This is a genomic window from Caulobacter sp. 602-2, from assembly GCF_011043625.1.
Taxonomy (GTDB): domain Bacteria; phylum Pseudomonadota; class Alphaproteobacteria; order Caulobacterales; family Caulobacteraceae; genus Caulobacter.
This window is the reverse complement of sequence record NZ_JAAKGT010000002.1, coordinates 185218-205540: the sequence shown is the minus strand read 5'-3', so window position 1 is coordinate 205540 and position 20323 is coordinate 185218. Positions and strand designations below refer to the sequence as shown.

18 protein-coding genes are annotated in these 20323 nt (G+C 70.9%); 10 read left to right on the top strand and 8 right to left on the bottom strand.

What is annotated here, in order from left to right; all coding sequences use genetic code 11:
* Positions 1–153 precede the first annotated feature (153 nt).
* Complete coding sequence (locus G5B46_RS05415) at positions 154–531, top strand: methylglyoxal synthase (RefSeq protein WP_165256833.1); 378 nt, start codon at positions 154–156, stop codon at positions 529–531.
* 119 nt (positions 532–650) lie between these two features.
* Here the strand turns inward: G5B46_RS05415 and G5B46_RS05410 are convergent, their stop codons facing one another.
* Positions 651–1136 carry a ribonuclease H gene (locus G5B46_RS05410; RefSeq protein WP_165256832.1) on the bottom strand — a complete coding sequence of 162 codons (486 nt, stop codon included), beginning with the start codon at positions 1134–1136 and terminating at the stop codon, positions 651–653.
* Positions 1137–1509: 373 nt separating this feature from the next.
* Between G5B46_RS05410 and G5B46_RS24660 the strand changes: the two genes are divergently transcribed.
* Both G5B46_RS24660 and G5B46_RS05400 read left to right on the top strand, forming a co-directional pair.
* Complete coding sequence (locus G5B46_RS24660) at positions 1510–2892, top strand: hypothetical protein (protein WP_276611507.1); 1383 nt, start codon at positions 1510–1512, stop codon at positions 2890–2892.
* Between the two features lie 59 nt (positions 2893–2951).
* Positions 2952–3257, top strand: a complete 306-nt coding sequence (locus tag G5B46_RS05400; RefSeq protein WP_165256830.1) for a hypothetical protein — start codon at positions 2952–2954, stop codon at positions 3255–3257.
* Positions 3258–3294: 37 nt separating this feature from the next.
* Here the strand turns inward: G5B46_RS05400 and G5B46_RS05395 are convergent, their stop codons facing one another.
* Positions 3295–6369: an efflux RND transporter permease subunit gene (locus G5B46_RS05395; protein ID WP_165256829.1), complete on the bottom strand. Its 3075-nt coding sequence runs from the start codon at positions 6367–6369 to the stop codon at positions 3295–3297.
* Positions 6366–7445, bottom strand: a complete 1080-nt coding sequence (locus G5B46_RS05390) for an efflux RND transporter periplasmic adaptor subunit (protein ID WP_346764872.1) — start codon at positions 7443–7445, stop codon at positions 6366–6368. Before G5B46_RS05390 ends, G5B46_RS05395 begins: the two co-directional genes overlap by 4 nt.
* A 121-nt stretch (positions 7446–7566) precedes the next feature.
* Here G5B46_RS05390 and G5B46_RS05385 point away from each other — a divergent pair, with 121 nt between their 5' ends.
* Positions 7567–8208, top strand: coding sequence for a TetR/AcrR family transcriptional regulator (locus tag G5B46_RS05385; RefSeq protein WP_165256826.1), 642 nt, complete (start codon positions 7567–7569; stop codon positions 8206–8208).
* A gap of 73 nt (positions 8209–8281) precedes the next feature.
* A complete protein-coding gene (locus tag G5B46_RS05380; protein WP_165256825.1) occupies positions 8282–8485 on the top strand; it encodes a hypothetical protein in 204 nt (67 codons plus the stop codon).
* A 121-nt stretch (positions 8486–8606) separates the two neighbouring features.
* Here the strand turns inward: G5B46_RS05380 and G5B46_RS05375 are convergent, their stop codons facing one another.
* On the bottom strand, positions 8607–9926 hold the full coding sequence (locus tag G5B46_RS05375; RefSeq protein WP_165256823.1) for an oxygenase MpaB family protein: 1320 nt from the start codon (positions 9924–9926) through the stop codon (positions 8607–8609).
* 127 nt (positions 9927–10053) lie between these two features.
* Between G5B46_RS05375 and G5B46_RS05370 the strand changes: the two genes are divergently transcribed.
* Together G5B46_RS05370 and G5B46_RS05365 are read left to right on the top strand one after the other, a co-directional pair.
* A complete protein-coding gene (locus G5B46_RS05370; protein WP_165256822.1) occupies positions 10054–10659 on the top strand; it encodes a TetR/AcrR family transcriptional regulator in 606 nt (201 codons plus the stop codon).
* Between the two features lie 202 nt (positions 10660–10861).
* The gene (locus G5B46_RS05365; protein ID WP_165256821.1) at positions 10862–11971 is read left to right on the top strand and encodes a YeiH family protein; all 1110 of its coding nucleotides are present in this window, start codon (positions 10862–10864) and stop codon (positions 11969–11971) included.
* 139 nt (positions 11972–12110) lie between these two features.
* On the opposite strand, the gene G5B46_RS05360 is transcribed toward G5B46_RS05365, so the two are convergent.
* Together G5B46_RS05360 and G5B46_RS05355 are read right to left on the bottom strand one after the other, a co-directional pair.
* Positions 12111–12791 carry an arylesterase gene (locus tag G5B46_RS05360; protein ID WP_165256819.1) on the bottom strand — a complete coding sequence of 227 codons (681 nt, stop codon included), beginning with the start codon at positions 12789–12791 and terminating at the stop codon, positions 12111–12113.
* On the bottom strand, positions 12778–13896 hold the full coding sequence (locus tag G5B46_RS05355; protein WP_240903351.1) for a M15 family metallopeptidase: 1119 nt from the start codon (positions 13894–13896) through the stop codon (positions 12778–12780). Before G5B46_RS05355 ends, G5B46_RS05360 begins: the two co-directional genes overlap by 14 nt.
* Positions 13897–13973: 77 nt before the next feature.
* Between G5B46_RS05355 and G5B46_RS05350 the strand changes: the two genes are divergently transcribed.
* Positions 13974–15053, top strand: a complete 1080-nt coding sequence (locus G5B46_RS05350) for a L,D-transpeptidase (RefSeq protein ID WP_165256817.1) — start codon at positions 13974–13976, stop codon at positions 15051–15053.
* Positions 15054–15507: 454 nt separating this feature from the next.
* A complete protein-coding gene (locus G5B46_RS05345) occupies positions 15508–16965 on the top strand; it encodes a carotenoid oxygenase family protein (RefSeq protein WP_165256816.1) in 1458 nt (485 codons plus the stop codon).
* 180 nt (positions 16966–17145) lie between these two features.
* Here the strand turns inward: G5B46_RS05345 and G5B46_RS05340 are convergent, their stop codons facing one another.
* Entirely contained in the window at positions 17146–17937 is a 792-nt protein-coding gene (locus G5B46_RS05340) for a DUF1295 domain-containing protein (RefSeq protein WP_165256814.1), read from the bottom strand.
* A gap of 1 nt (position 17938) precedes the next feature.
* The gene (locus G5B46_RS05335; RefSeq protein WP_165256813.1) at positions 17939–19171 is read right to left on the bottom strand and encodes an acetyl-CoA acetyltransferase; all 1233 of its coding nucleotides are present in this window, start codon (positions 19169–19171) and stop codon (positions 17939–17941) included.
* A gap of 125 nt (positions 19172–19296) precedes the next feature.
* Between G5B46_RS05335 and G5B46_RS05330 the strand changes: the two genes are divergently transcribed.
* Positions 19297–20238, top strand: coding sequence for a helix-turn-helix domain-containing protein (locus G5B46_RS05330; protein WP_165256812.1), 942 nt, complete (start codon positions 19297–19299; stop codon positions 20236–20238).
* The last annotated feature ends 85 nt before the right edge of the window (positions 20239–20323 follow it).

The following is a 20323-nucleotide window of genomic DNA, read 5'->3' as shown; positions in this document are numbered from 1 at the left end:
ATGGACCGCTGCGCACGGTCTCATTATTTGAGATATCGTTTCAATATGTATCCTAGCGGCAATGCGCGCCAAAAGGGAAGGGGCGCGGTCGGGCTGGCGGCGGCCCCGCCAGCCGCTATAGGAGGGACGACCTGTAATCGGAGCCGTTCCCGTATGACCCGCCAGCTCGCCATCGGCCTCGTGGCCCACGACGACAAGAAGGCCGACCTGGTGGCCTGGGCCCGGGCGAACGCGGCGTTCCTGGAAAGGAACATCCTCTATGGCACCGGCACCACCGGCGGGCGCGTGCTGGAGGCCCTGCCGCAACTGCAGCTGACTCGCCTGAAGAGCGGCCCCCTGGGCGGCGACCAGCAGCTGGGCGCGATGATCGCCGAGGGGCGCCTGGATATCCTGATCTTCTTCGTCGACCCGCTGTCGCCGCAGCCGCACGACGTCGACGTCAAGGCGCTGATCCGCCTGGCGACGCTGGCCGACATCCCGTTCGCCTGCAACCCGGCCACGGCGACGCTGGTGGTGCGGGGGCTACAGTAGCCGCTTCGCGGCCCCCTCAGTCGCTTCGCGACAGCTCCCCCAGGGGGGCATCTAGCACTCCAAATCCTCCCCTTCTGGGGGAGGTGGCCCGAAGGGCCGGAGGGGGTGCGCCGCAGGCGCTACCCCGGAAACTTCATCAGGTTCGGCTTGGGGATCGCGGCCTTGAAGCTGCCGCGGCTCTTGGACGTGTCGAGGCCGAACTCGGCCCAGGCGGCGAGGAAGCCGGTCGCGGGCGCGGTCTGGGCCAGCGGAACCAGGTTCAGCAAGGATCGCGCGGCCACCAGGGCGCGGGCCGCGGCCCAGGCCTCGGGCTCGGCCGTGGCGTAGGCGCCGTCGCTGGCGACCAGTTCGCCGGCCAGGGCCGGGTCGGCGAAACGCAGCGTGACCGGGGTGTCCGCCGGCAGGTCCGACAGGCTGGTCAGCGCCTCGATCAGCGCCGACAGGCTCATCTTGGCCAGCGACGTACGGCGCTCGCCGCCGGCGGCGCCCTTGATCGCGGCCGCGCCCGACTCGCCGTCCAGCTTCCGCACAAACGCCCAGCCGCCATAGCCGGGATCTTGCTTGCAGAGGGCGGCGGTCCAGAGGGTCACGGCGGGGCTGGTCATGCCCGCTTCCTAGCGTCTTGCGCGCCGATCCGCCATCCGTCCGGTCATGAATATGAACAAAGTATAAACAAGGTCCTAAATCTTAGAGTTAACGTCATTTTCACATGAATGAACGATGTTATAAATTGTGTGATCGCACCTTCCACCGGTTGCGCCCGAGTGAAGCAAAAAGCGTGCCAAAATGGGTCAAAATCGCCGGTTTTCCGGCTCGCGAGCCGATCAAAGTTAATGTGATCTGAATATTCGTGGTTAACGGCGGATTCACACCCGTTAACCCCTTGTTAAGAGCGTTGGCTCCGGTTTTGCTGATCTTGCGTCAAATCCATCCCGGCCGTGCCGAGGTGGGACGATCCGGGTGCGGAGTACGCGAGCGATGTTCGAATTCGTGGGGCGCGATCTGAAGCGGCTGCTGGGCGTCGAGGGCCAGGGACGGGTGTCCCATGCCGCGGCGCATCGCGAAGGCCTGACCGGCGGCGACACCGCGCTGCTGGAACTGATGGACCTGCGCCTGCTGACCAACGAGGCCCGCGCCGCCGACGTCGCCGCCGGCCGCATCGGCTGCAAGGACCGCGCGGTGCGCCTGCTGGAGGCCGCCGTGGTCTGGCGCGAGGTCGCCCGCCGCACCGGCGACGCCGCCGCCCTGCGCAAGGGCGCGGCCCAGGCCGAAGCCGCCGCCAAGCTGGCCGACGCCGAGCGCAAGGCCGATCTGGTCTGCGCCGCGCGCTGCGAACAGGCCGTGCTGGCCATGCTGGGCGCCGAACTGTTCGGCGACGAGGGTCTGCACGCCGCCGCCGGCGCGACCCTGTCGCTTGCCAAGAACACGCACGGTCCGCACGCCGCCCTGGCCGCCAGCCTGCTGGCCGCCGTCGACGGCCGCATGGCGCTTTCGGAAAACGACATCGACCGCGCCCTGGCCGCGGCCCAGGCCTTCGAGGCCCCGCTGGCGACGCTGGCCGGAGAGCGCGGCGTCAAGGCCGGCGGCGCTCGCCTGCAACTGGCCGAACAGCGCGCGGCCCGCATCGACCTGCTGCTGGCCTGCGCGGTCCATCTGAAGGACCGGGCCCTCGTCGAGGTCGCCCTGTCGGAAGCCCGCACGGCGCTGGCGGCCCTGGATCTCGATTTCGAACCGCTGACCTGGTCGCGCCTGGAACTGCTGCGCGCCGAGGCGCTGGCGCGGCTGGGCGACTATGACGGCGAGCTTTCGCTGATCGCCGACGCCGTCGAGGCGGCCACCCAGGCTCTCGAACCGCTGGACCCCGGCCACAGCCCGCTGGACTGGGCCCGCGCCCAGGCCTCGCTGGGCGAGACGCTGCAGGCCATGGGCGAGGCGACGACGTCCGAGCGCTGCTTCGAGCAGGCCGTCACCTGCTACGACCGCGCCACCCACATCGTGAAGGTCCAGCCGGCGCTGACCCTGCGCGCCGCCGTCGCCAACAACCGGGCCCTCAGCCTGGCGCGTTGCGCGGAGCTGACCGCCGACCTCGCCGTGCTCGACGCCGCCGAACTGGCCTTCAAGGCCGAACTGGCCGAGCAGCCGGGCGCGCGCGATCCGGCCGGCTGGGCCGTGGCCCAGATGAACCTCGCCCGTCTCTACGAGGCCCGGGTCGAGATCACCGGTCGCGACGATGGTCGCCTCGACCGCGCCGCCACCGCCCTGGCCGTGGCCTTCGACGTCTTCGCCGAACTGGGCCTGCGGTCGCTGACCGACATGGCGGCCCAGGGGTTGCAACGGATCAAGCAGGCGAACGCCGCCTGACCCGAAATGAAACGCGGACGCCCTGACGGGACATCCGACAAGACCATAGGGATGATACAGTGATCGCTTCGTTCGTTCTCGCCGCCGCCGTCACCACCGCCGCTCCGGTCATGCCGGCCGAGCCGCAGGCCCGCGTGGTCCAGGTGGCGCAACCGCGCGAAGCCGTCGCCCTGCTCAGCTGCATGGTGAAGTCGAACGGCGGCCTTTCCGACTGCAGCGTCCAGGCCGAAAGCCCCCGTGACCTGGGCGTCGGCGACGCCGCCCTGCAGATGGCCTCGCAGATCCAGGTCGACCTGCTGGGGCCGGACGGCAAGAGCCGCGCCGGCTCGTTCATCGACGTGCCGATCCGCATCCGCATCCGCTAATCGCAAGGCCGTCGAGACCGGGGAGGGCGCGTCGCCGTCAGGCGGCCGCGCCCTTCGTCTCGCCGCGCGCCGTCAGCCAGTACATCACCGGCGTCGCCACCCGCGACAGCACCGTCGAGGTCACCAGGCCGCCGATGATGGCGATGGCCAGCGGCGAATAGAGGCCCGAGCGTTCGAGGGCCAGCGGCAGCAGGCCGCCGATCGCCGTCGCCGAGGTCAGCAGCACCGGCAGGAAGCGCACCTCGCCGGCCTTCTCGATGGCGTCGTGCAGGTTCATCCCCTCGCGCCGCAGCTGCTCGGTGAAGTCGACCAGCAGGATCGAGTTCTTGATCTCGATGCCGATGAGGGCGATCAGGCCGATGGTCGCCGTGAACGACAGGGAATTGCCGGTCAGCCACAGGGCGGCCGCCGCGCCGAAGATCCCGAACGGGATGATGCCGGCCACGACCAGCGCAGTCTTGAACTTGCGGAACTCCAGGACCAGCACCGCCAGGATCCCGAACACCGCCACCATCACCGCGGCCCCCAGGCCCGCGAAGCTTTCCGACTGGGCCTCGGCCTGGCCGCCCAGGCTGAGCGCGTAGCCCGGCGGCATGGGCAGCTCCTTCTCAAGCCGCGCCAGGACGTCCTTGGTGACGTTGTCGGTCAGGTAGCCGGTCCGGACGAAGGCGGTGACGGTCACCGTCCGCTCGCGGTCGAAGCGGTCGATGCGGGCGGGACTGGACCTCAGGCTGGGCGTGGCGATGGCCGACAGCGGGGCGGCCTCGCCGTCGGCGGTCGGCACATAGACGCCCGACAGGGCCGACAGGGCGTTGCGGTCGGCGCCGTCGACCTGGCTCATCGGCAGGCGCACCTTGACGGCGTAGTCGTCGCCGTCGGGGTCGCGGAAGCGGCCGGTCTCCTCGCCCGACAGCGCCAGGCGCGCCACGCGCCGGGCCGCGCCCGCCGGCACGCCCATGGCGGCGGCCTTGGCCTCGTCTATGCCGAGGTCGAGATCGGTGCGGTCCAGGCGCACGGGGTTGCCGACGTCGCGCGTGCCCGGCGTGCTCTTCAGGATCGCCTCGGCGCGCACGGCCAGGGCTTTCAGCACCTCCAGATTGCGACCGGTGATGCGCACGGCCACGGGCGCCTCGATCGGCGGGCCGTTCTCGAACACCTCGACGCTGATCCGCGCGCCAGGATAGCGGGCGAAGTCGGCGCGCAGGCGGTCGAGCAGTTCCTCGCTCTTGCCCGGCTCCCAGCGCTTGAGGCTGACGAACATCTCGCCATAGGTCACCGCGCTTTCGCGCTGGGACTGGTTGTAGAAAACCTGCGGATTGCCGCGCCCCAGGTTGGCGGCGCGCCAGACGATGTCGGGCTCCTTGGCCAGGCGCTGGTCGACATAGCGCAGGGCCTGGTCGGTGCGGGCCAGGGACGAGCCGTCGGGCGTGGTCACGCGGACCAGGAACTGCGGCGTCTCGGCGGCGGGGAACAGGCTGGAGCCGGCCGCCTGCAGCATCGGAACCGCCGTGGCGCACAGGGCCAGCATCAGGCCCAGCGCCAGCCATGGCCGCGCCAGCGCGTGGTGCAGCACGGGGCGGTAGACGGTGTGGATCACGCGGTTGACCGCCTGCAGCAGGCGGTTGCCCTCGGGATCGGAATGCTTGTCCAGCACCCGGCTGGCCAGGAACGGGATGATGGTCAGCGAAACGAAGAGCGAGGCGCCGACCGTGCACAGCACCGTCACCGGCAGCGAGCGGATGTAGGCCCCCGATCCGGCCGGCAAGGCCATCAGCGGCAGGAAGGCCAGCATCAGGGTGGCCGTGCAGCCGATCACCGCCAGGGCGATCTGGCCCGCGCCGTTGATCGCCGCGGCCGTGCGCTCCTCGCCCTCGCGGATCCGGCGGGCGATGTTCTCGGTGATGACGATGCTGTCGTCGACCAGCAGCCCCAGCGCCAGCACGAAGCCGGCGATCGACAGCTGGTTCAGCGTGAAGCCGAAGGCCTGGATCAGCGACAGGCCGATCAGCAGGGAAAGCGGGATCGACACCATCACCACCAGGCCCGCGCGCGGACCCAGCGGCAGCAGGGTGATCAGCACCAGCAGCAAGGCCAGGCCGAAATCGCGCAGCAGGTTGTGCAGCCGGTGTTCGACGTTGCGGGCCTGCACGAAGCCGCGGTCGAGTTTCACCCCGGCGGGCAGCGCCTTCTCGTAGTCGTCGAGCACCGCCTCGACGGCCTTGGTGATCTTGCCGACGTCCTGGCCGTCCTTCTGGGTGACGGCGATGAACACCGCCCGCTTGCCGTCGAACCGGGTGACGTGGGTCGGCTCTTCCTGGGCCCAGGCCACGTCGGCGACGTCGCGCACTCGCACCACCTGGCCGCCGACCGAGCGGACGGGGGTGTCCTTGACGGCGTCCAGCGAGCGGAAGGCTCCGCCGGACTTGACGTTGAAGCGCCGGGCGCCGGCCTGGACCGCGCCGATCGGCGCCTCGGCCCCCGCCGCGCGCAGGGCGTCGGCGACGCTGGAGGCAGGCAGCTTGAGGGCCGAAAGCCGGGCCAGGTCGAGCGACACACGCACTTCGGAGGCCGGCGCGCCGTAATAGCGGGTCTGGCGCACGCCCGGCACGCGATCCAGGCGCTCGGACAGGCGATCGGCCGCCTTTTCCAGGCGGCGCATCGGCAGGCTGTCGCTGACCAGGGCGACCTGGACGATGGCGACTTCGGTGGTGCGAACCCGCTCGATGTCCAGCCGCTGCAGGCCGGCCGGCAGGCTGCCGCGGATGGCGTTCACCTCGCGAACCACCTGGTCGAACTTGCGCTCGGGATCGACGTCCCAGGTGAAGAACACCCGCACGACGGCCGCGCCGTCGAGGCTGGTGCTCTCGACCTTGTCGATGCTGTCCAGGCCGTAGACCGCCGTTTCGATCGGGTCGGCGACCAGCTGTTCCATCTCGGCCGGCTCGGCCCCGGGCAGCACGGCGCGGATCAGCACGATCGGGATGGGGAAGTGCGGGTCCTCCGACCGGGGCACGGTCATCAGGGCGTTGACGCCCAGCATGACCAGCAGGCCGAAGGCGACGATGGTGAACTGCCAGCGCTTTACCGCGAAGGCGGCCAGGTTGAAGTTCATTGGCCGGCGACCTTGCGGGCGGGGGCGGCCAGGGCGCGAGGATCGACCACGGCGACCCTCTCGCCGTCGGAGACGAAACCGGCGCCGGCCGTGACCACGCGCGCCCCGGCCGCCAGGCCCGCCACCAGGGCGTCGTCGCCGTCGAAGCCGCCGAAGCGGACATTGGTGCGGCGCGCCACCGCGCCGTCCAGACGCAGCACGGCGGCCTTGTCGCCCGAGGCTTCCAGCAGGGCCTCGGCCGGGATGCGGACGAATTCGGTGCGGGCGGCGGCTTCCGCGGCCGGGGCCTGCAGGCGGGCGGCGGCGATCTGGCCGCTCTTCAGTTGCGGCGGAGCCTGGATCTCGATCTCGACCGTCACCGCGCCGGTGCGCGCGTCCGCGGCCTGGCCCAGGCGCGTGACGACGCCGGTCAGGGTCTGGCCGGGCAGGGCGTCGGCGGTGACGGCGGCGCTCGACCCCACCTTCACCCGCGCCGCATCGCGGGCGGGCAGGGGCAGGCGAAGCACCAGGGGGCTCGACAGGTCGGCCACGGTTAGCACCGTCTGGCCGGCGGCCACCACCTCGCCGGCCTGGGCCGTGCGGGCCAGAACCACGCCTGAGACGGGCGAGGCGAGGGCGGCCCAGCGCCGGTCGAAGGCCGCGCCCGCATGGGCGGCCTGGGCCGCCTTCAGCGCGCTTTCGGCGTCGTCCAGCCGGGCCTTGGCCACGAAGCCGCTCGCATAGAGCTTGCGGGCGCGATCGGCGTCGCGGCGGGCCCGCTCGAGGTCGGCGGCGGCCTGGGTCTGGCGGGCGTCGACGCCGGCCGGATCGATGGCGGCCAGGGCCTGTCCGGCGCGGACCTGATCGCCGGCCTCGACGCTCATGCGGGTCAGCACGCCGGGAATGCGGAACGACAGCGCCATCTCGCGGCGGCGCTGCAGCGTGCCAGAGGCGGTCAGTTCCGAGGCGGTTCCGGGCGCGCCGACGGTGACCGCCTCGACGGCGGGCAGGGGCGCAGCCTGGGGCGTGTCGGCCTTGCCGCCGCAGGCCGCCAGCATCAGGCCCGTCGCGGTCGCCAGCGCCGTCAGCAGCAACACGCCTCCGTATCCAGCACGCGCGCCGTCCATTGCCCTCGCCCTCGTCATCGATCGGTGATAAGTTATCACTGATCGATTATTGTGGGTTGTCAAGACGGGCCGAACACGGAAAGGAGGGACGATGACCGCGCTTAAAGTCCGTTCCCCCCGCAAGCCCAAGGGCCAGGGCGCCGAGCGCCGCGAGGAGATCCTGGATGCGGCGCTGAAGCTGTTCAGCGCCAAGGGGCTGCACACGGTCTCGACGCGGCAGATCGCCGAGGCGGTCGGCATCTCGCAGCCGGCGCTCTACGCCTATTTCGCCACCAAGGACGACATCACCGCCGAGCTGTGTATCCGCGCCTTCGCCATTCTGGTCGAGCGCATGGAGGCGGCGCGGGCCGACTTCATCCCGACGACCCAGTGCTTCGAGAAGGCCCTGCGGGTCTATGTCGACTTCGGCCTGCAGAACCCCGACGCCTACCGCGTGGCCTTCATGGTCGAGAAGGGCCTGGACGGGACCTACAAGGAACGGGTCGGCGACCGGCCGATGATGGCCGGCATCGGCGCCTTCCAGCGCTTCGCCGAGATCGTGGCCGAGATGCGCGACGCGGGCCTGACCCATGACGACGACGTCCAGCGCATGACCCAGACCCTGTGGGCGGGGCTGCACGGCCTGGTGTCGCTGCTGATCGCTCGCCCCGACTTCCCGTGGGTGGAGCGCGAAGTGCTGATCGCCTGCCACATCTCGCTGTTGCGGCGCGGGGTGCTGAAGGGCGTGGGATGAAGGACGTCCGTTGAACTGACGGCGTCTCGGGCCTACATCCCCGCCTCGCATTCCCCAGACGAAAGACGCCGCCATGGCCAAGCTGCAGCCCCTGGAAACCTTCTCCCTGCAGGAGACCGAAGACGGCTACCGCCTGCTGGTCTCGGCGGTCGGCGGCGAGGCGATCTACGTCTCGATCACCTCCGAGCAGATGGACGAGATCATCGACAGCCTCGACACCGCCCTGACCGGCGACGAGGAGACGTCGGGCGAAGAGGATTTCGACGACGCGGACTGAGGCCGCCTGGCGGCGGCCCCCTCCGGCCCTTCGGGCCACCTCCCCCAAAAAGGGGGAGGATCTTGGCGCCTTAGATGCTCCCCCTCTGGGGGAGCTGTCGCGAAGCGACTGAGGGGGTCTTCTAAGCCGCCTTCGCGTTCGTCGGCCGATAGTTCGCCGCGTCCGTCGTGAACTCGGCGTGGCCGTAGCGCTTCAGCAGTCCCCGGATCCGATGGACCATGGCCGCGTCGGCGACGTCGCGCAGCACGGGCACGCGATCGGCCAGGTCGAAGGCCTTCATCTGCAGCGTCACCAGCAGGGCGACGGCGATGAACACCGCCCCGTCGGCCGGGCTGACCTCGATGCCCATGCCGGCGGCCCGCGCGCGGTCGCCGCGCATGAAGTGACGCAGGAAGAAGGCCTTGGCGAAACGGCGCTCGACGCGGTCGTGCAGGCGGTTGGCGGGGCTTTCGTCCGGCGGCAGGTAGGCGTCGAGGGTGGCGCGGATCAGCGCGCCGCAGGTTTCGTCGTCGAAGCCCCGGCGAAGCGTGCTGTCGCGGGCCGTCATCATCCGCACGATCCCCTCGGGCGTATCGGACAGCAGATCCTGCGGCAGGCCCAGCAGGAAGCAGCGGTAGCGCGCCAGCTCGACCTTGGCCCGTTCGGCCGGGGTGAACCGACGGCGGCCCTTGCGCAGCATCTGGAACGACATCAGGAAGATCGGGATCAGGCCGGCCGGCATCTGGTCGACCTGCGGGATCGGCACGCCGTAGACGGCGCTGTCCCACCGGCCCGAGCGCAGGGCGTTGAAACGCACCATCGAGTGCATCAGCCGCACCATGGCCGCGGCCTTGAAGCCTTCGCCATGCCGTTCCAGCGAGCCCGGCAGCAGTGTCGTCGTGAAGAAGGCGGCCGTCTCGTTGACCCGCTTGGCGGCGGTTTCCGCGCCCAGGGTCCCGGTCAGGGCCATGGGCAGGGCCGAGTACTTGTTGAGGAAGGTGGCCACGAACGCGCCGCGAATGGCGAAGGGGCCAAGGTGGGCGGCGGCGTTGCGGTCCAGCCGTTGGCCCTCGCGCACCAGGTCCATGTCGATCCAGTCGGGGCGCGCCTCCATCTCGGCGATGAAGGCCGCCAGTTCCGGCGGCGCGTCGGGCACGGCCTCGATCCCGCGCTCGCACGCGGCGACCAGCATGTCGATCAGCCGGCGGAAGCCGTATTGCGGGATCAGGGCGGCGTAGGCGTCGGCGACGATGTCGCCCAGCATGGTGTAGGCGCGCACGCGGTCGAGGTCGTCCTGGCTGACCGACACGCCCAGCGGGTTGCGGTCGCGGGCGACGGCCACGCTGGGGTCCTCGGTGAAGCGCTCGGGCGTGCGGTCGAAGTCGATCTTGCCGTAGAAGCCCGGCAGCAGGGTCTTCTGCGAGGCGACGCGGGCGCGGACTTCGTCGATGGGACGGATCATCTGGGCTCCTTCCGGTCCGCTCCCCGGGGGGAGGGACCTATTCTCGGCCTCAAGCGTATGTAAGCATTGCTCATGTTCCTACTCGCCTTGCCTCTCGGTGCGGCGAGGGCGCGGAGGGCGATGGCAAGTGACTGAAAAGAAACGGCGATCGCCGAGCCAGGGACGGGCGCAGGTCACCGTCGACGCCATTCTCGACGCGGCCTTTCAGCTTCTGGAGAGCGGCGGGGCGGACCGGCTGACCACCAATCACGTGGCCGAGCGGGCGGGGGTCAGCGTCGGCACGGTCTATCAGTACTTCGCCGACAAGCAGGACATCCTGGCGGCCTTGGCGCAGCGGCGGACCAGCGCGGTGCGCGACGCGATCGCCGACACCCTGATCGAGCGGCCGGATCTGGGCAGCGTGCGGCCGATCGTGCGGGCGCTGATGAACGGCTTCGAGGGCTCGCCGGCCACGCGGCAGGCCTTGCTCGGCGCGCTGTTCCATCGGGGAGACGCGGTGCTGGAGGCGCACCACCAGGCCTTCCTGGCCTCGATCGCGGGCAAGGCCCGGCTGCAGATCGACCTGACGCCGGAGTCGGCCTTCGTCCTGACCCACGCCGCCGTCGGCCTGCTGCGGGCGGCGGCCGCCGAGCCGGGCCTGGCGCTGGACCCCCAGGCGCTGGAGGACGAACTGGTGCGGCTGATGGAGGCGTACATCTCGGCGCTGGTGGCGGTGAAAAGATCCTCCCCCTGAAGGGGGAGGTGGCCCGGATGGCCGGAGGGGGAAGGTCCTGCTGAGGACTGTTCGTCCTGGATGATTGCAGTCACATCCCCCTCCGTCGGCTTCGCCGACACCTCCCCCTTCAGGGGGAGGATCCTGTGCGACTTGCCACGCTTGCGCTCCGGGTCCAGACGGAAGGCGTCGTCGGCACGGCGACTCGTCAAAGGGCCTGGCGATGCATTCCGATCTCGACACCGACGCGGCCGCCGCGCGGGCGCTGTTCCAATCCCTTGAGGGCATGGAGGGGCTGAGCCGTCCCGAGCCCGCCCCGGTCGCCAAGGCCAAGCAGCGGTTTCCCGGCCAGGCGGCGCTGATCAAGCTTTATCCCGGGGTGCTGGTCGCCGGGACCATCGCCCTGGCCTCGACCTGGCTGTCGCAGCACTACGGCGCGCCGGTGATGCTGTTCGCGTTGCTGCTGGGCATGACCTTCCACTTCCTGCACCAGGAAGGCCGCTGCATCCCCGGCATCGAGTTCTCGTCCAAGGCCATCCTGCGCTTCGGCGTCGCCCTGCTGGGCGCGCGGATCACGGCCGGCCAGATCCTGAGCCTGGGCATCACGCCGATCGTGACGGTGGTGCTGGCGGTGGTCTCGACGATCCTGCTGGGCGCGTTCCTGGCCAAGCGGCTGGGCCTGCGGCAGGGCTTCGGGGTGCTGTCGGGCGGAGCGGTGGGCATCTGCGGCGCCTCGGCGGCCCTGGCCATCGCGTCGGTGCTGCCGCGCGACAAGGACGGCGAGCGCGACACCATCCTGACGGTGGTGGTGGTCACGGCCCTGTCGACCATCGCCATGATCACCTATCCGCTGCTGACGGCGGCCCTGCATCTGGACCAGACCAAGGCCGGGGTGTTCCTGGGCGGCACGATCCACGACGTCGCCCAGGTGGTCGGGGCCGGCTACATGATCTCGCCGCACACCGGCGACGTGGCGACCTATGTGAAGCTCTTGCGGGTGTCGATGCTGCTGCCGGTGGTGTTCGCCATCGCCTTCCTGGCGGCGCGGATGCTGCCGGGCGGCGCCGGCGGGGCCAAGCCGCAGCTGCCGCTGTTCCTGCTGGCCTTCGCCGCCCTGGTGGCGGTCAACAGCCTGGGCTGGCTGCCCAAGGCCGGCGCCGACGCGGCCACGGAGGTCAGCCGCTGGTGCCTGGTCACGGCGATCGCGGGCCTGGGCATGAAGACCTCGTTCAAGGACGTGATGACCGCCGGCTGGCGGCCCGTGGCGCTGATGGTGATCGAGACGGCGTGGATCGCCGGTGTCGTGCTGGTGGCGGTGGAGTGGTTTCTGTGAGGAAGGAACCTCCCCCTGTGGGGGAGGCGATCGCGTAGCGATCGGAGGGGGGGAGTAGCCGCGAAACCGGCCTATTCCCGGACAGCTGAAAACGTCCCCCCACCGGCCTTCGGCCGCCTCCCCCAGAGGGGGAGGTTCTCTACCGCGCCGCCACCTGGGTCGCTCGCGCCAGGGCCTGGACCACCACCGGCGTCAGGTTGGCGGCGATCACGCGGGCGCCTTCCGCATTGGGGTGGATGCCGTCGCTCTGCATGTAGCGGCGCGAGCCGCGGACGCCGGCCAGCAGGTTGGGCAGCAGGGGGGCTGCGAAGTCGCGCGCCAGGTCGGTGTAGACGGCGTTGAAACGGCGGGCGTAGTCGGCGCCCAGCAGGGCCGGGGCGTTGATGCCGGCGATGGCGGCCGGGATCCGGCGTTCGCGCAGGCGGGTCAGGATGGCGCGCAGGTTGGCCCTGGTCGCCTCGGGCCGCAGGCCTTGCAAGAGGTCGTTGCCGCCCAGCGCCACGACGCAGACGGCGGTGTCGCCGCCAAGCGCGGCTTCCAGCCTCGCCAGGCCGCCAGCGCTGGTGTCGCCGTTGCGGCCCGCCGCGCGGACCTGAACGTTGAGGCCGCGGGCGGCCAGCACCGCCTGCAGGCGCGCCGGCATCGCCTCGCCCGGGCGTACGCCCAGGCCGGCGGTGATCGAGTCGCCCAGCACGGTGACCACGGGCTGACGCGGCGGGACGGCCACGCGGGGCGCGGCCAGGACGGGACCGGCCGGAAGGGCGAGGAGGCCGGCCAGGATCTCGCGGCGGCCGGGGAGGTGAGCGTCAGCGAACTTCATTCTTCCTAGGTAGTAAGCCTTTCAGGCCGGGTTGAGGCGTGGGCGCCGACTGATCGAGCGGTTGTGATCCGTCTTGAGGAAGGCTTGAGATCGGCACGCCAGGCAGGGGCGCCTCGCCGGTCCATTCCCAGTGCCAGGGCTCGAACACGTAGTTGACGAAGCCGAAGCGGCCGGCGTTGAGCACCATCCAGCGATAGACGTCCGAGCGGGCCATGGCCCGGCGGTTGTCGTCGGCGCTGGAGTCGGGGCCGTGGCCCGGGGCTGCGGCGATGAAGAGGTCCATGGCCAGGCCCGTGCGATGGGCCGAGCAGATGGTGCGGGTCACCCCCTGGCAGTTGTTGTCGCGGGCGCAGCGGGCGGCGTCGGCGGCCGGATCGCGGAAGGCCGAGAAGATGGTCAGCACGCGCGGGTCGCGCTCGGAGACGACGCCGTCCTTGCGCGCGGCCTCGACCATCCGGCGATAGGCCTCGAGCGCGCCGGGGCGCAACTGCGCGGGCTTGGCGCCGTAGGCCTCGTCGGGCCGGGCGCTGGCCAGGCCGGAGAGCGCTGGGGCGTTGGGGCACTCGCCCCGCGCATTGATCGCCGCGAAGGGGCGGGCCAGCGTCCAGCGGGTCTTCATGGCGTCGAAGGTCGGCGCATCCAGCACCCCGGTCTGCGGCAGGCCGTGGCCCGCCTGCCAGCGGGCGAGGGCGGCGGCGAAGCGGGGGGTGCCGGGACCGCAGGCAGTGGCCAGTTCGGCGCCGATGCGCGGGGCGTAGATGACCCAGCCGGTCTCGGTCCGTCCGAACGGGGCCCAGGCCAGGGTGTTGAGACCGCTGGCATTGGCCTCGGCCGCGCCGGCGGGGGCGGCGGCCTCGCAGGTCTCGTCGACGGGCAGGGGCGACAGCGGGGCCGACGGCGGGTCGTTGGAGGGCACGTACTGCGGCGCCGCCTCGAACGGGGTCTCGTCGCCGGTGGGCGGGTCGGCAGGCGGCGGCGTCGAGCTCGGCCAGGCCAGCCAGACGCCCACCCCCGCGCAGCCGGCCAGCAGCAGAACGAGCAGGGCTAGGCCCAGTCGCCGGCCGCGCCGCCGCGCCTTCGTTCCCTTCCGCCATCGTGAAGCCAAGCACACCCGCCTTTCGGAACTTCGCCATGGCTCAAGGCTTGAGAACGGCAAGACGTTCCTCGTGCGTGGAGTATGCGATGCCTTCGACCTTCCGTCTCGCGGCCCTGATGGCCGGATGCGCCCTGGCCGCGGCCGCCTGCTCGAAGGGCGAGGACAAGGCCGAAGCCCCGCCGCCCGCCGCCGGCGCGCCGCAGCAGAAGGCGCCGCCCGCCGCGAACGGCCGCTCGCCGCTGGCCCAGGCGGTTGAGGCGGCGGGACCCCAGGACGCGCCGCCGGCCGATCCGTCGATGATCGCGCCGTCGCTCGTTCGGGTGCAGGTGCTGCTCGACCGGGCCAGGTTCTCGCCGGGCTCGATCGACGGGGTGACGGGCACGAACCTGCGGCTGGCCATCGAGGCCTTCCAGCAGGCCCGGGGCCTCACCGTCGACGGCCAGGTGACGCCGGACCTGTGGAAGGCGCTGATCGAGGCCGACGGCGGCCCGGTGCTGACCGACTACGTGATCACGGCGCAGGACGTGGCGGGCCCGTTCGTGAAGTCGATCCCCAAGGACGACTACGAGGCGATGGCCAGACTGCCGGCCCTCTCCTACACGAGCCCGCTGGAGGCCCTGGCCGAGCGGTTCCACATGGACGAGGCGCTGCTGCAGGCGCTGAACCCCGGGGCCGACTTCACCAAGGCCGGGACCCGCATCGCGGTGGCCGCCCTGGGCCCGGCCGACCTGCCGGCGCGGGTGACGCGGATCGAGATCGACAAGTCGATCGGCCAGGTGCGGGCCTTCGACGCTCAGGACGTGCTGCAGGCGGTCTATCCGGCGACGGTGGGCAGCACCGAGCGTCCGGCCCCGAGCGGCGAACTGGCGGTCAACACCGTCGCGCCGCGGCCGACCTACACCTACGATCCCTCGCGCCTGACCTTCGGCAAGCCCAAGGGCAAGCTGACCATCAAGGCCGGGCCGAACAACCCGGTGGGCGGCACCTGGATCGACCTGACCAAGGACACCTACGGCATCCACGGCACGCCCGACCCAAAGCTGGTCAACAAGCGCGCCTCGCACGGCTGCGTGCGCCTGACCAACTGGGACGCGGCCCAGCTGGGCAAGGCGGTCGAGAAGGGGGCCAAGGTGGTGTTCATGGGCGAGGAGGCGAGGGCGGGGTAGGGCCCCCTCCGGCCCTCCGGGCCACCTCCCCCCAGAGGGGGAGGGTCTAGATGCTCCCCTTCTGGGGGAGCTGTCGCGGAGCGACTGAGGGGGAGCGCGCATCGCGCGCTTTCCAGCTCGTCATGCGTTGTTGCGTCGCAGCATGCAGCCTTGATCTGACAACGTTGTCATCCTATATGACCGGCGTCGGGGCGATCCGGTCCCGGCGACGCAAGATGACTGGATTTGCCATGCTGAGCCTGATCGCTCTGGCCGTTTCGGCCTACAAGAACCGCGCCGCCCTGTAACTCGGCTGCGGTCGCTCCGTTTTCGGGGCGCCTCGAGGAAATGGCCCGCGTGCTTCGGCTCGCGGGCCTTTCTTTTGTTTGCGGTGCAGCAATCGTCGTTCGGCGAAGGCGCTTGCATAACGAGACTGACGGTCTAAGCTTCCTCGGGCCAGCCTGGGGAGGACGGCATGAAGATCGCGCGCCAACCGTCGGTGAAGACCTCGCTTCGGGTCACCGACCATCCCTACATGACCGGCGCCTGGACGCCGCAGCACGAGGAGCTCGACGCCGAGGACCTGGTGGTGCTGGAGGGAGCGATCCCGCGCGAGCTGGACGGGGTCTATCTGCGCAACACCGAGAACCCGGCGCACGAGCCTCTGGGTCGCTACCATCCGTTCGACGGCGACGGCATGGTCCATCAGATCGAATTCCGGGACGGCCAGGCGCGCTATCGCAACCGCTTCATCCGCACGCGCGGCTTCGAGGCCGAGCAGGAGGCGGGCCAGAGCCTGTGGGGCGGGCTGGCCGACGGGCCGGGCGTGTCGCTGCGACCCGGCTTCGGCGCGCACGGGGCGCTGAAGGACACCGCCAGCACCGACATCGTCGTCCACGCCGGCGAGGCGATCGCCACCTTTTACCAGTGCGGCGAGGCCTATCGGCTGGATCCGCTGACCCTGGAGACGCTGGGGCCGGCGCCGTGGGCGCCGCTGGACGGGGTGTCGGCCCACGCCAAGGTCGACCCGGCGACCGGCGAGCTTCTGTTCTTCAACTACTCCAAGCACGCGCCTTACATGCATTACGGCGTGGTCGACGCCTCGGGGCGGCGGACGGTCTACCAGCCCGTGCCGCTGCCGGGGCCGCGACTGCCGCACGACATGGCGTTCAGCCAGAACTGGGCGATCCTCAACGACCTGCCGGTGTTCTGGGACGCAGGCCTGCTGGAGCGCGACATCCACGCGGTGCGCCTGCACAAGGGCCTGCCGTCGCGCTTCGCCCTGGTGCCGCGCAAGGGCGGCGAACCGCGCTGGTTCGAGGCCGCGCCGACCTATGTGCTGCACTTCCTCAACGCCTACGAGGAGGGCGACGAGGTGGTGGTCGACGGCTATTTCCAGGAGAATCCGACGCCTCGCCCCCTGGCCGGCGCGCCCGAGCAGTACGCCCACCTGATGGCCTATCTGGACGAACACAGCTTCCGGCCCAAGCTGCATCGCTGGCGGTTCAACCTGGCGACGGGGCAGACGGTCGAGCAGCGGCTGGACGACCGGGTGCTGGAGTTCGGCATGTTCAACCAGGCCTTTGCCGGCAAGCCCTATCGCTATGCCTACTCGACGACGGCCAGGCCCGGCTGGTTCCTGTTCGACGGCTTCGTCAAGCACGACCTCGTCACCGGCGAGAGCTGGAGCCTGAAGCTGCCGCAGGGCCGCTACGCCAGCGAGGCGCCGTTCGCGCCCCGGACGGGGGCGATCGCCGAGGACGACGGCTGGCTGGTCAGCTTCATCATCGACGAGAACACCGGCGCGTCGGAGTGCCTGGTGGTGGACGCGCGGACGATGGAGCCGGCCTGCCGCATCGCGCTGCCGCACAAGATCAGCAGCGGCACGCACAGCGTCTGGGCGGGGCGGGCGGAGCTGAAACCTCTCCCATAGGGAGGGGGAGGGCGCTCCTTTGACCCTTCTCCCAGAGGGAGAAGGAGGGGCCCGCGCCGCAGGCGTGGGAGGATGAGGGGGTAGGAGGTCGGCCGGCGTGCCGGTGCGATCTCGGGCAAGGCGGCCAGGGTTCCTAACCCCTCACCCTCCCATGGCTTCGCCATGGGCCCCTCCCTCTCCCTATGGGAGAGGGTTTGTTTTGGGAAACCACGGCACGAAGCCCGAGGTGCGCGCCACATAGGCCGCGTAGTCGGGGCGGGTCTTCTTCAGGCGGCCTTCGGTGGTGGGCACGCCGCTCCAGCGGATCAGGGTGAAGGTCAGAAGGGCCGGGCCGATCATCGACAGCGGCCCCCACGGCAAGGCCTCGGCGGCGATCAGGAAGAGGCCCCACCAGGTGCAGGCGTCGCCGAAATAGTTGGGGTGGCGAGTGTAGCGCCACAGGCCCTTGTCCATCACCTTGCCGGCGTTGGCCGGATCGGCCTTGAAGGCGACGAGCTGGGCGTCGCCGACGGTCTCGAAGAGGATGCCGAGCACCGCCAGGGCCGCGCCCGCGGCGGCCAGCGGGCCGAGCGGACCGGGCGCCTGGCCCAGCTGCACCGGCAGGGCGACGACGAACTGCATGACGTACTGCAGGGAAAAGACCAGCAGCAGCGAGGTCTTGGCGAAGCTCCAGCCGCGTTCCTTCTCGGCATGGGCCAGCATGGCGACGTAGCGGCGGTCGGCGCCGTGCTTGCGCCAGCGCCACAACAGGTAGCCGCCCAGGCGCAGGGCCCAGACGGTGCCGATCGTCGTCAGCAGCATGCCGCGCGGCGTGGGCAGGCCCTGCAGGAAGGCGGTCCAGGCGATCAGCCCCATGCCCAGCCCCCACCAGGCGTCGATGAAGCTGACGTCGCGGATCCGCAAGCTGACCAGCCACAGCGCCAGGAAGGCGGCGGCCGAGACGGCGGCGTCGACCAGCAGGATTTGCAGCATGTCAGGTTCCGATCACCAGGCTGACCGTTGTGGTGGTCGAGCCGCCGATGTTGAGGGTCTGGACGGTGCGGGCGTCGCCGACCTGATAGTCGCCGGCCGTTCCCGTCGTCTGCTTGAAGGCGTCGAGCGCCATGCGCACTCCCGTCGCGCCGACCGGATGACCGGCGCCGATCAGGCCGCCGGACGGATTGATCGGCAGCTTGCCGTCGACGCTGGTGTCGCCGGCCTCGATCGCCTTCCAGGCCTGGCCCGGCGCGGTCAGGCCCAGATGGTCGATGGCCATGTACTGGGTGATGGCGAAGCAGTCGTGGGTCTCGATGGCGTGGATCTCCGACAGGTGGGCGATCCCGGCCCGGGCGCGGGCGTCCTCGACGGCGCGGCGCACCTGCGGGAAGACGTGTCCCCCCTCTGGGCCGCCCTCACGGCTCGCCGCCAGCTTGCGGTCGAGGGGGATGGGGGCCGAGCGGTGGCCCCAGCCCTTGATGCGCGGCAGGAGTTCGAGCGGGAACCCGCGGGCGTCGGCATAGGCCTTGGCGCGCTCGGGCGAGGCCAGGAACAGCACCGCCGTTCCGTCGGTGACCTGGCCGCAGTCCTGCTTGCGGGTGCGGCCCTCGACCACCGGATTGGCGACGTCGTCGGCGGTGAAGGCCTCAGGCGGAAAGCGCCAGTCGCGGGTCTGGGCGTTGGGGTTGCGGCGGGCGTTGGCGAAGTTCTGCTCCGAGATCGCCATCAGGTGTTCGTAGCGCAGGCCGAAGCGCTGGTCGTAGACCTCGGCCAGATCGGAGAAGGCCGCGGGCCACAGGAAGCGGGCGTCCTGGAACTCGTGGCCGGTCCAGGCGGCGGCGCCCAGGTTGGCGGCGGCCTGCTGGCCGGGGACGTTGCGCATCTGCTCGATGCCGACGACGCAGGCGAGACCGTAGCGGCCGGCTTCAATCTCGGCGGCGGCGGCCAGGATGGCGACGCTGCCCGAAGCGCAGGCGGCCTCGTGGCGCATGGTCGGCAGGCCGTCGAGGTCGGGGTGGACGAGGCCGAAGAAGCCGCCCAGCAGGCCCTGGCCCGCGAACAGCTCGCCGGCGAAGTTGCCGACGTGGCCGGTCTCGATGTCGGAAGGGGCGAGGCCGGTGGCCGCAAGTCCCTGCGCCACCGCCTCGCCAAACGCGTCGGCCAGGCCCCAGCCCCGGCGCGACCAGTTCGCGGAGAAGTCGCTCTGCCATCCCCCCAGGATGTAGACCATGGCTGCCTCCGCGCCGGCGAGATTACCCGTCCCCGCTCTTGTTAGTCTCGTTATAAAAGTTACGGAAGGGCGAGGCAATCGGCCAAGATTGACAGGCGGCCGCGAACGCTCGCACCAAGGGGAAGATGTCGCCCGAAAACCACAGTTTCCGCATGGTGCGCGCCAGTTCGGCGGCGCGGGCGCTCAACCTGATCGGCGATCGCTGGACGCTGCTGGTGTTGTACGCGGCGTTCCGCGGCGTCAGCCGATTCGACGGCTTCGTGGCGCATACCGGCATGGCCCGCTCGCTGCTGACCGACCGGCTGGGCCGGCTGGAAGGCGCGGGGCTCCTGGCGCGGCGGCCCTATCAGGAGCGACCCGTGCGGCACGGCTATCACCTGACCGCCAAGGGGCTGGACCTGTTCGATGCGGCGCTGATGATCTTGCGCTGGGACCAGAAGCGCAGCGCTGCGCCTGCCGACGCGCCGGGCGATCCGGCCCATCGCGTCATGCACCGCACCTGCGGCTGCGAACTGGTGGCGCAGCTGGCCTGCAAGGCCTGCGGGCAGGCGGTGACCGCGCGCAACACGACCGTCGCGCCGGGCCCGGGGGCGGGGCTGGATCCCGCGCCGGGACCACGCGCCCAGCGACGTTCGATCGTCGAGAGCGAGGGCGGGATCCCGCCGGTGGCCGAGCGGGCCATCGCCGTGCTGGGCGACCGCTGGACCTCGCATCTGGTCGCCGCCAGCTTCTACGGCCTGCGCCGGTTCGCCGACCTGCAGTCCGAACTGGGCGCGGCCAGCAACATCCTGTCGGATCGCCTGGCGCGGCTGGTCAGCCTGGGGGTGCTGGACCGCGTGCGCTACCAGGAGCGGCCCGAGCGCTGGGAATACCGGCTGACCGACGAGGGGCGGGAGCTGTTCCCGCTGATCGTGGCGCTGATGGCCTGGGGCGACCGTTGGCTGGCGGGGCCGGAAGGGCCGCCGGAGGTGCTGACCCACACGCCGTGCGGCCAGCGGCTGGAATCGGAGGTGCGCTGCGCGGCCTGCGGCGGAGTGGTCGGCCCGGAGACGACGGTGCTGGCTTAGAGGCCGGCGCGGGGCCCCTCAGTCGCTTCGCGACAGCTCCCCAGAGGGGGAGCATCTGGATTTAGATCCTCCCCCTCTGGGGGAG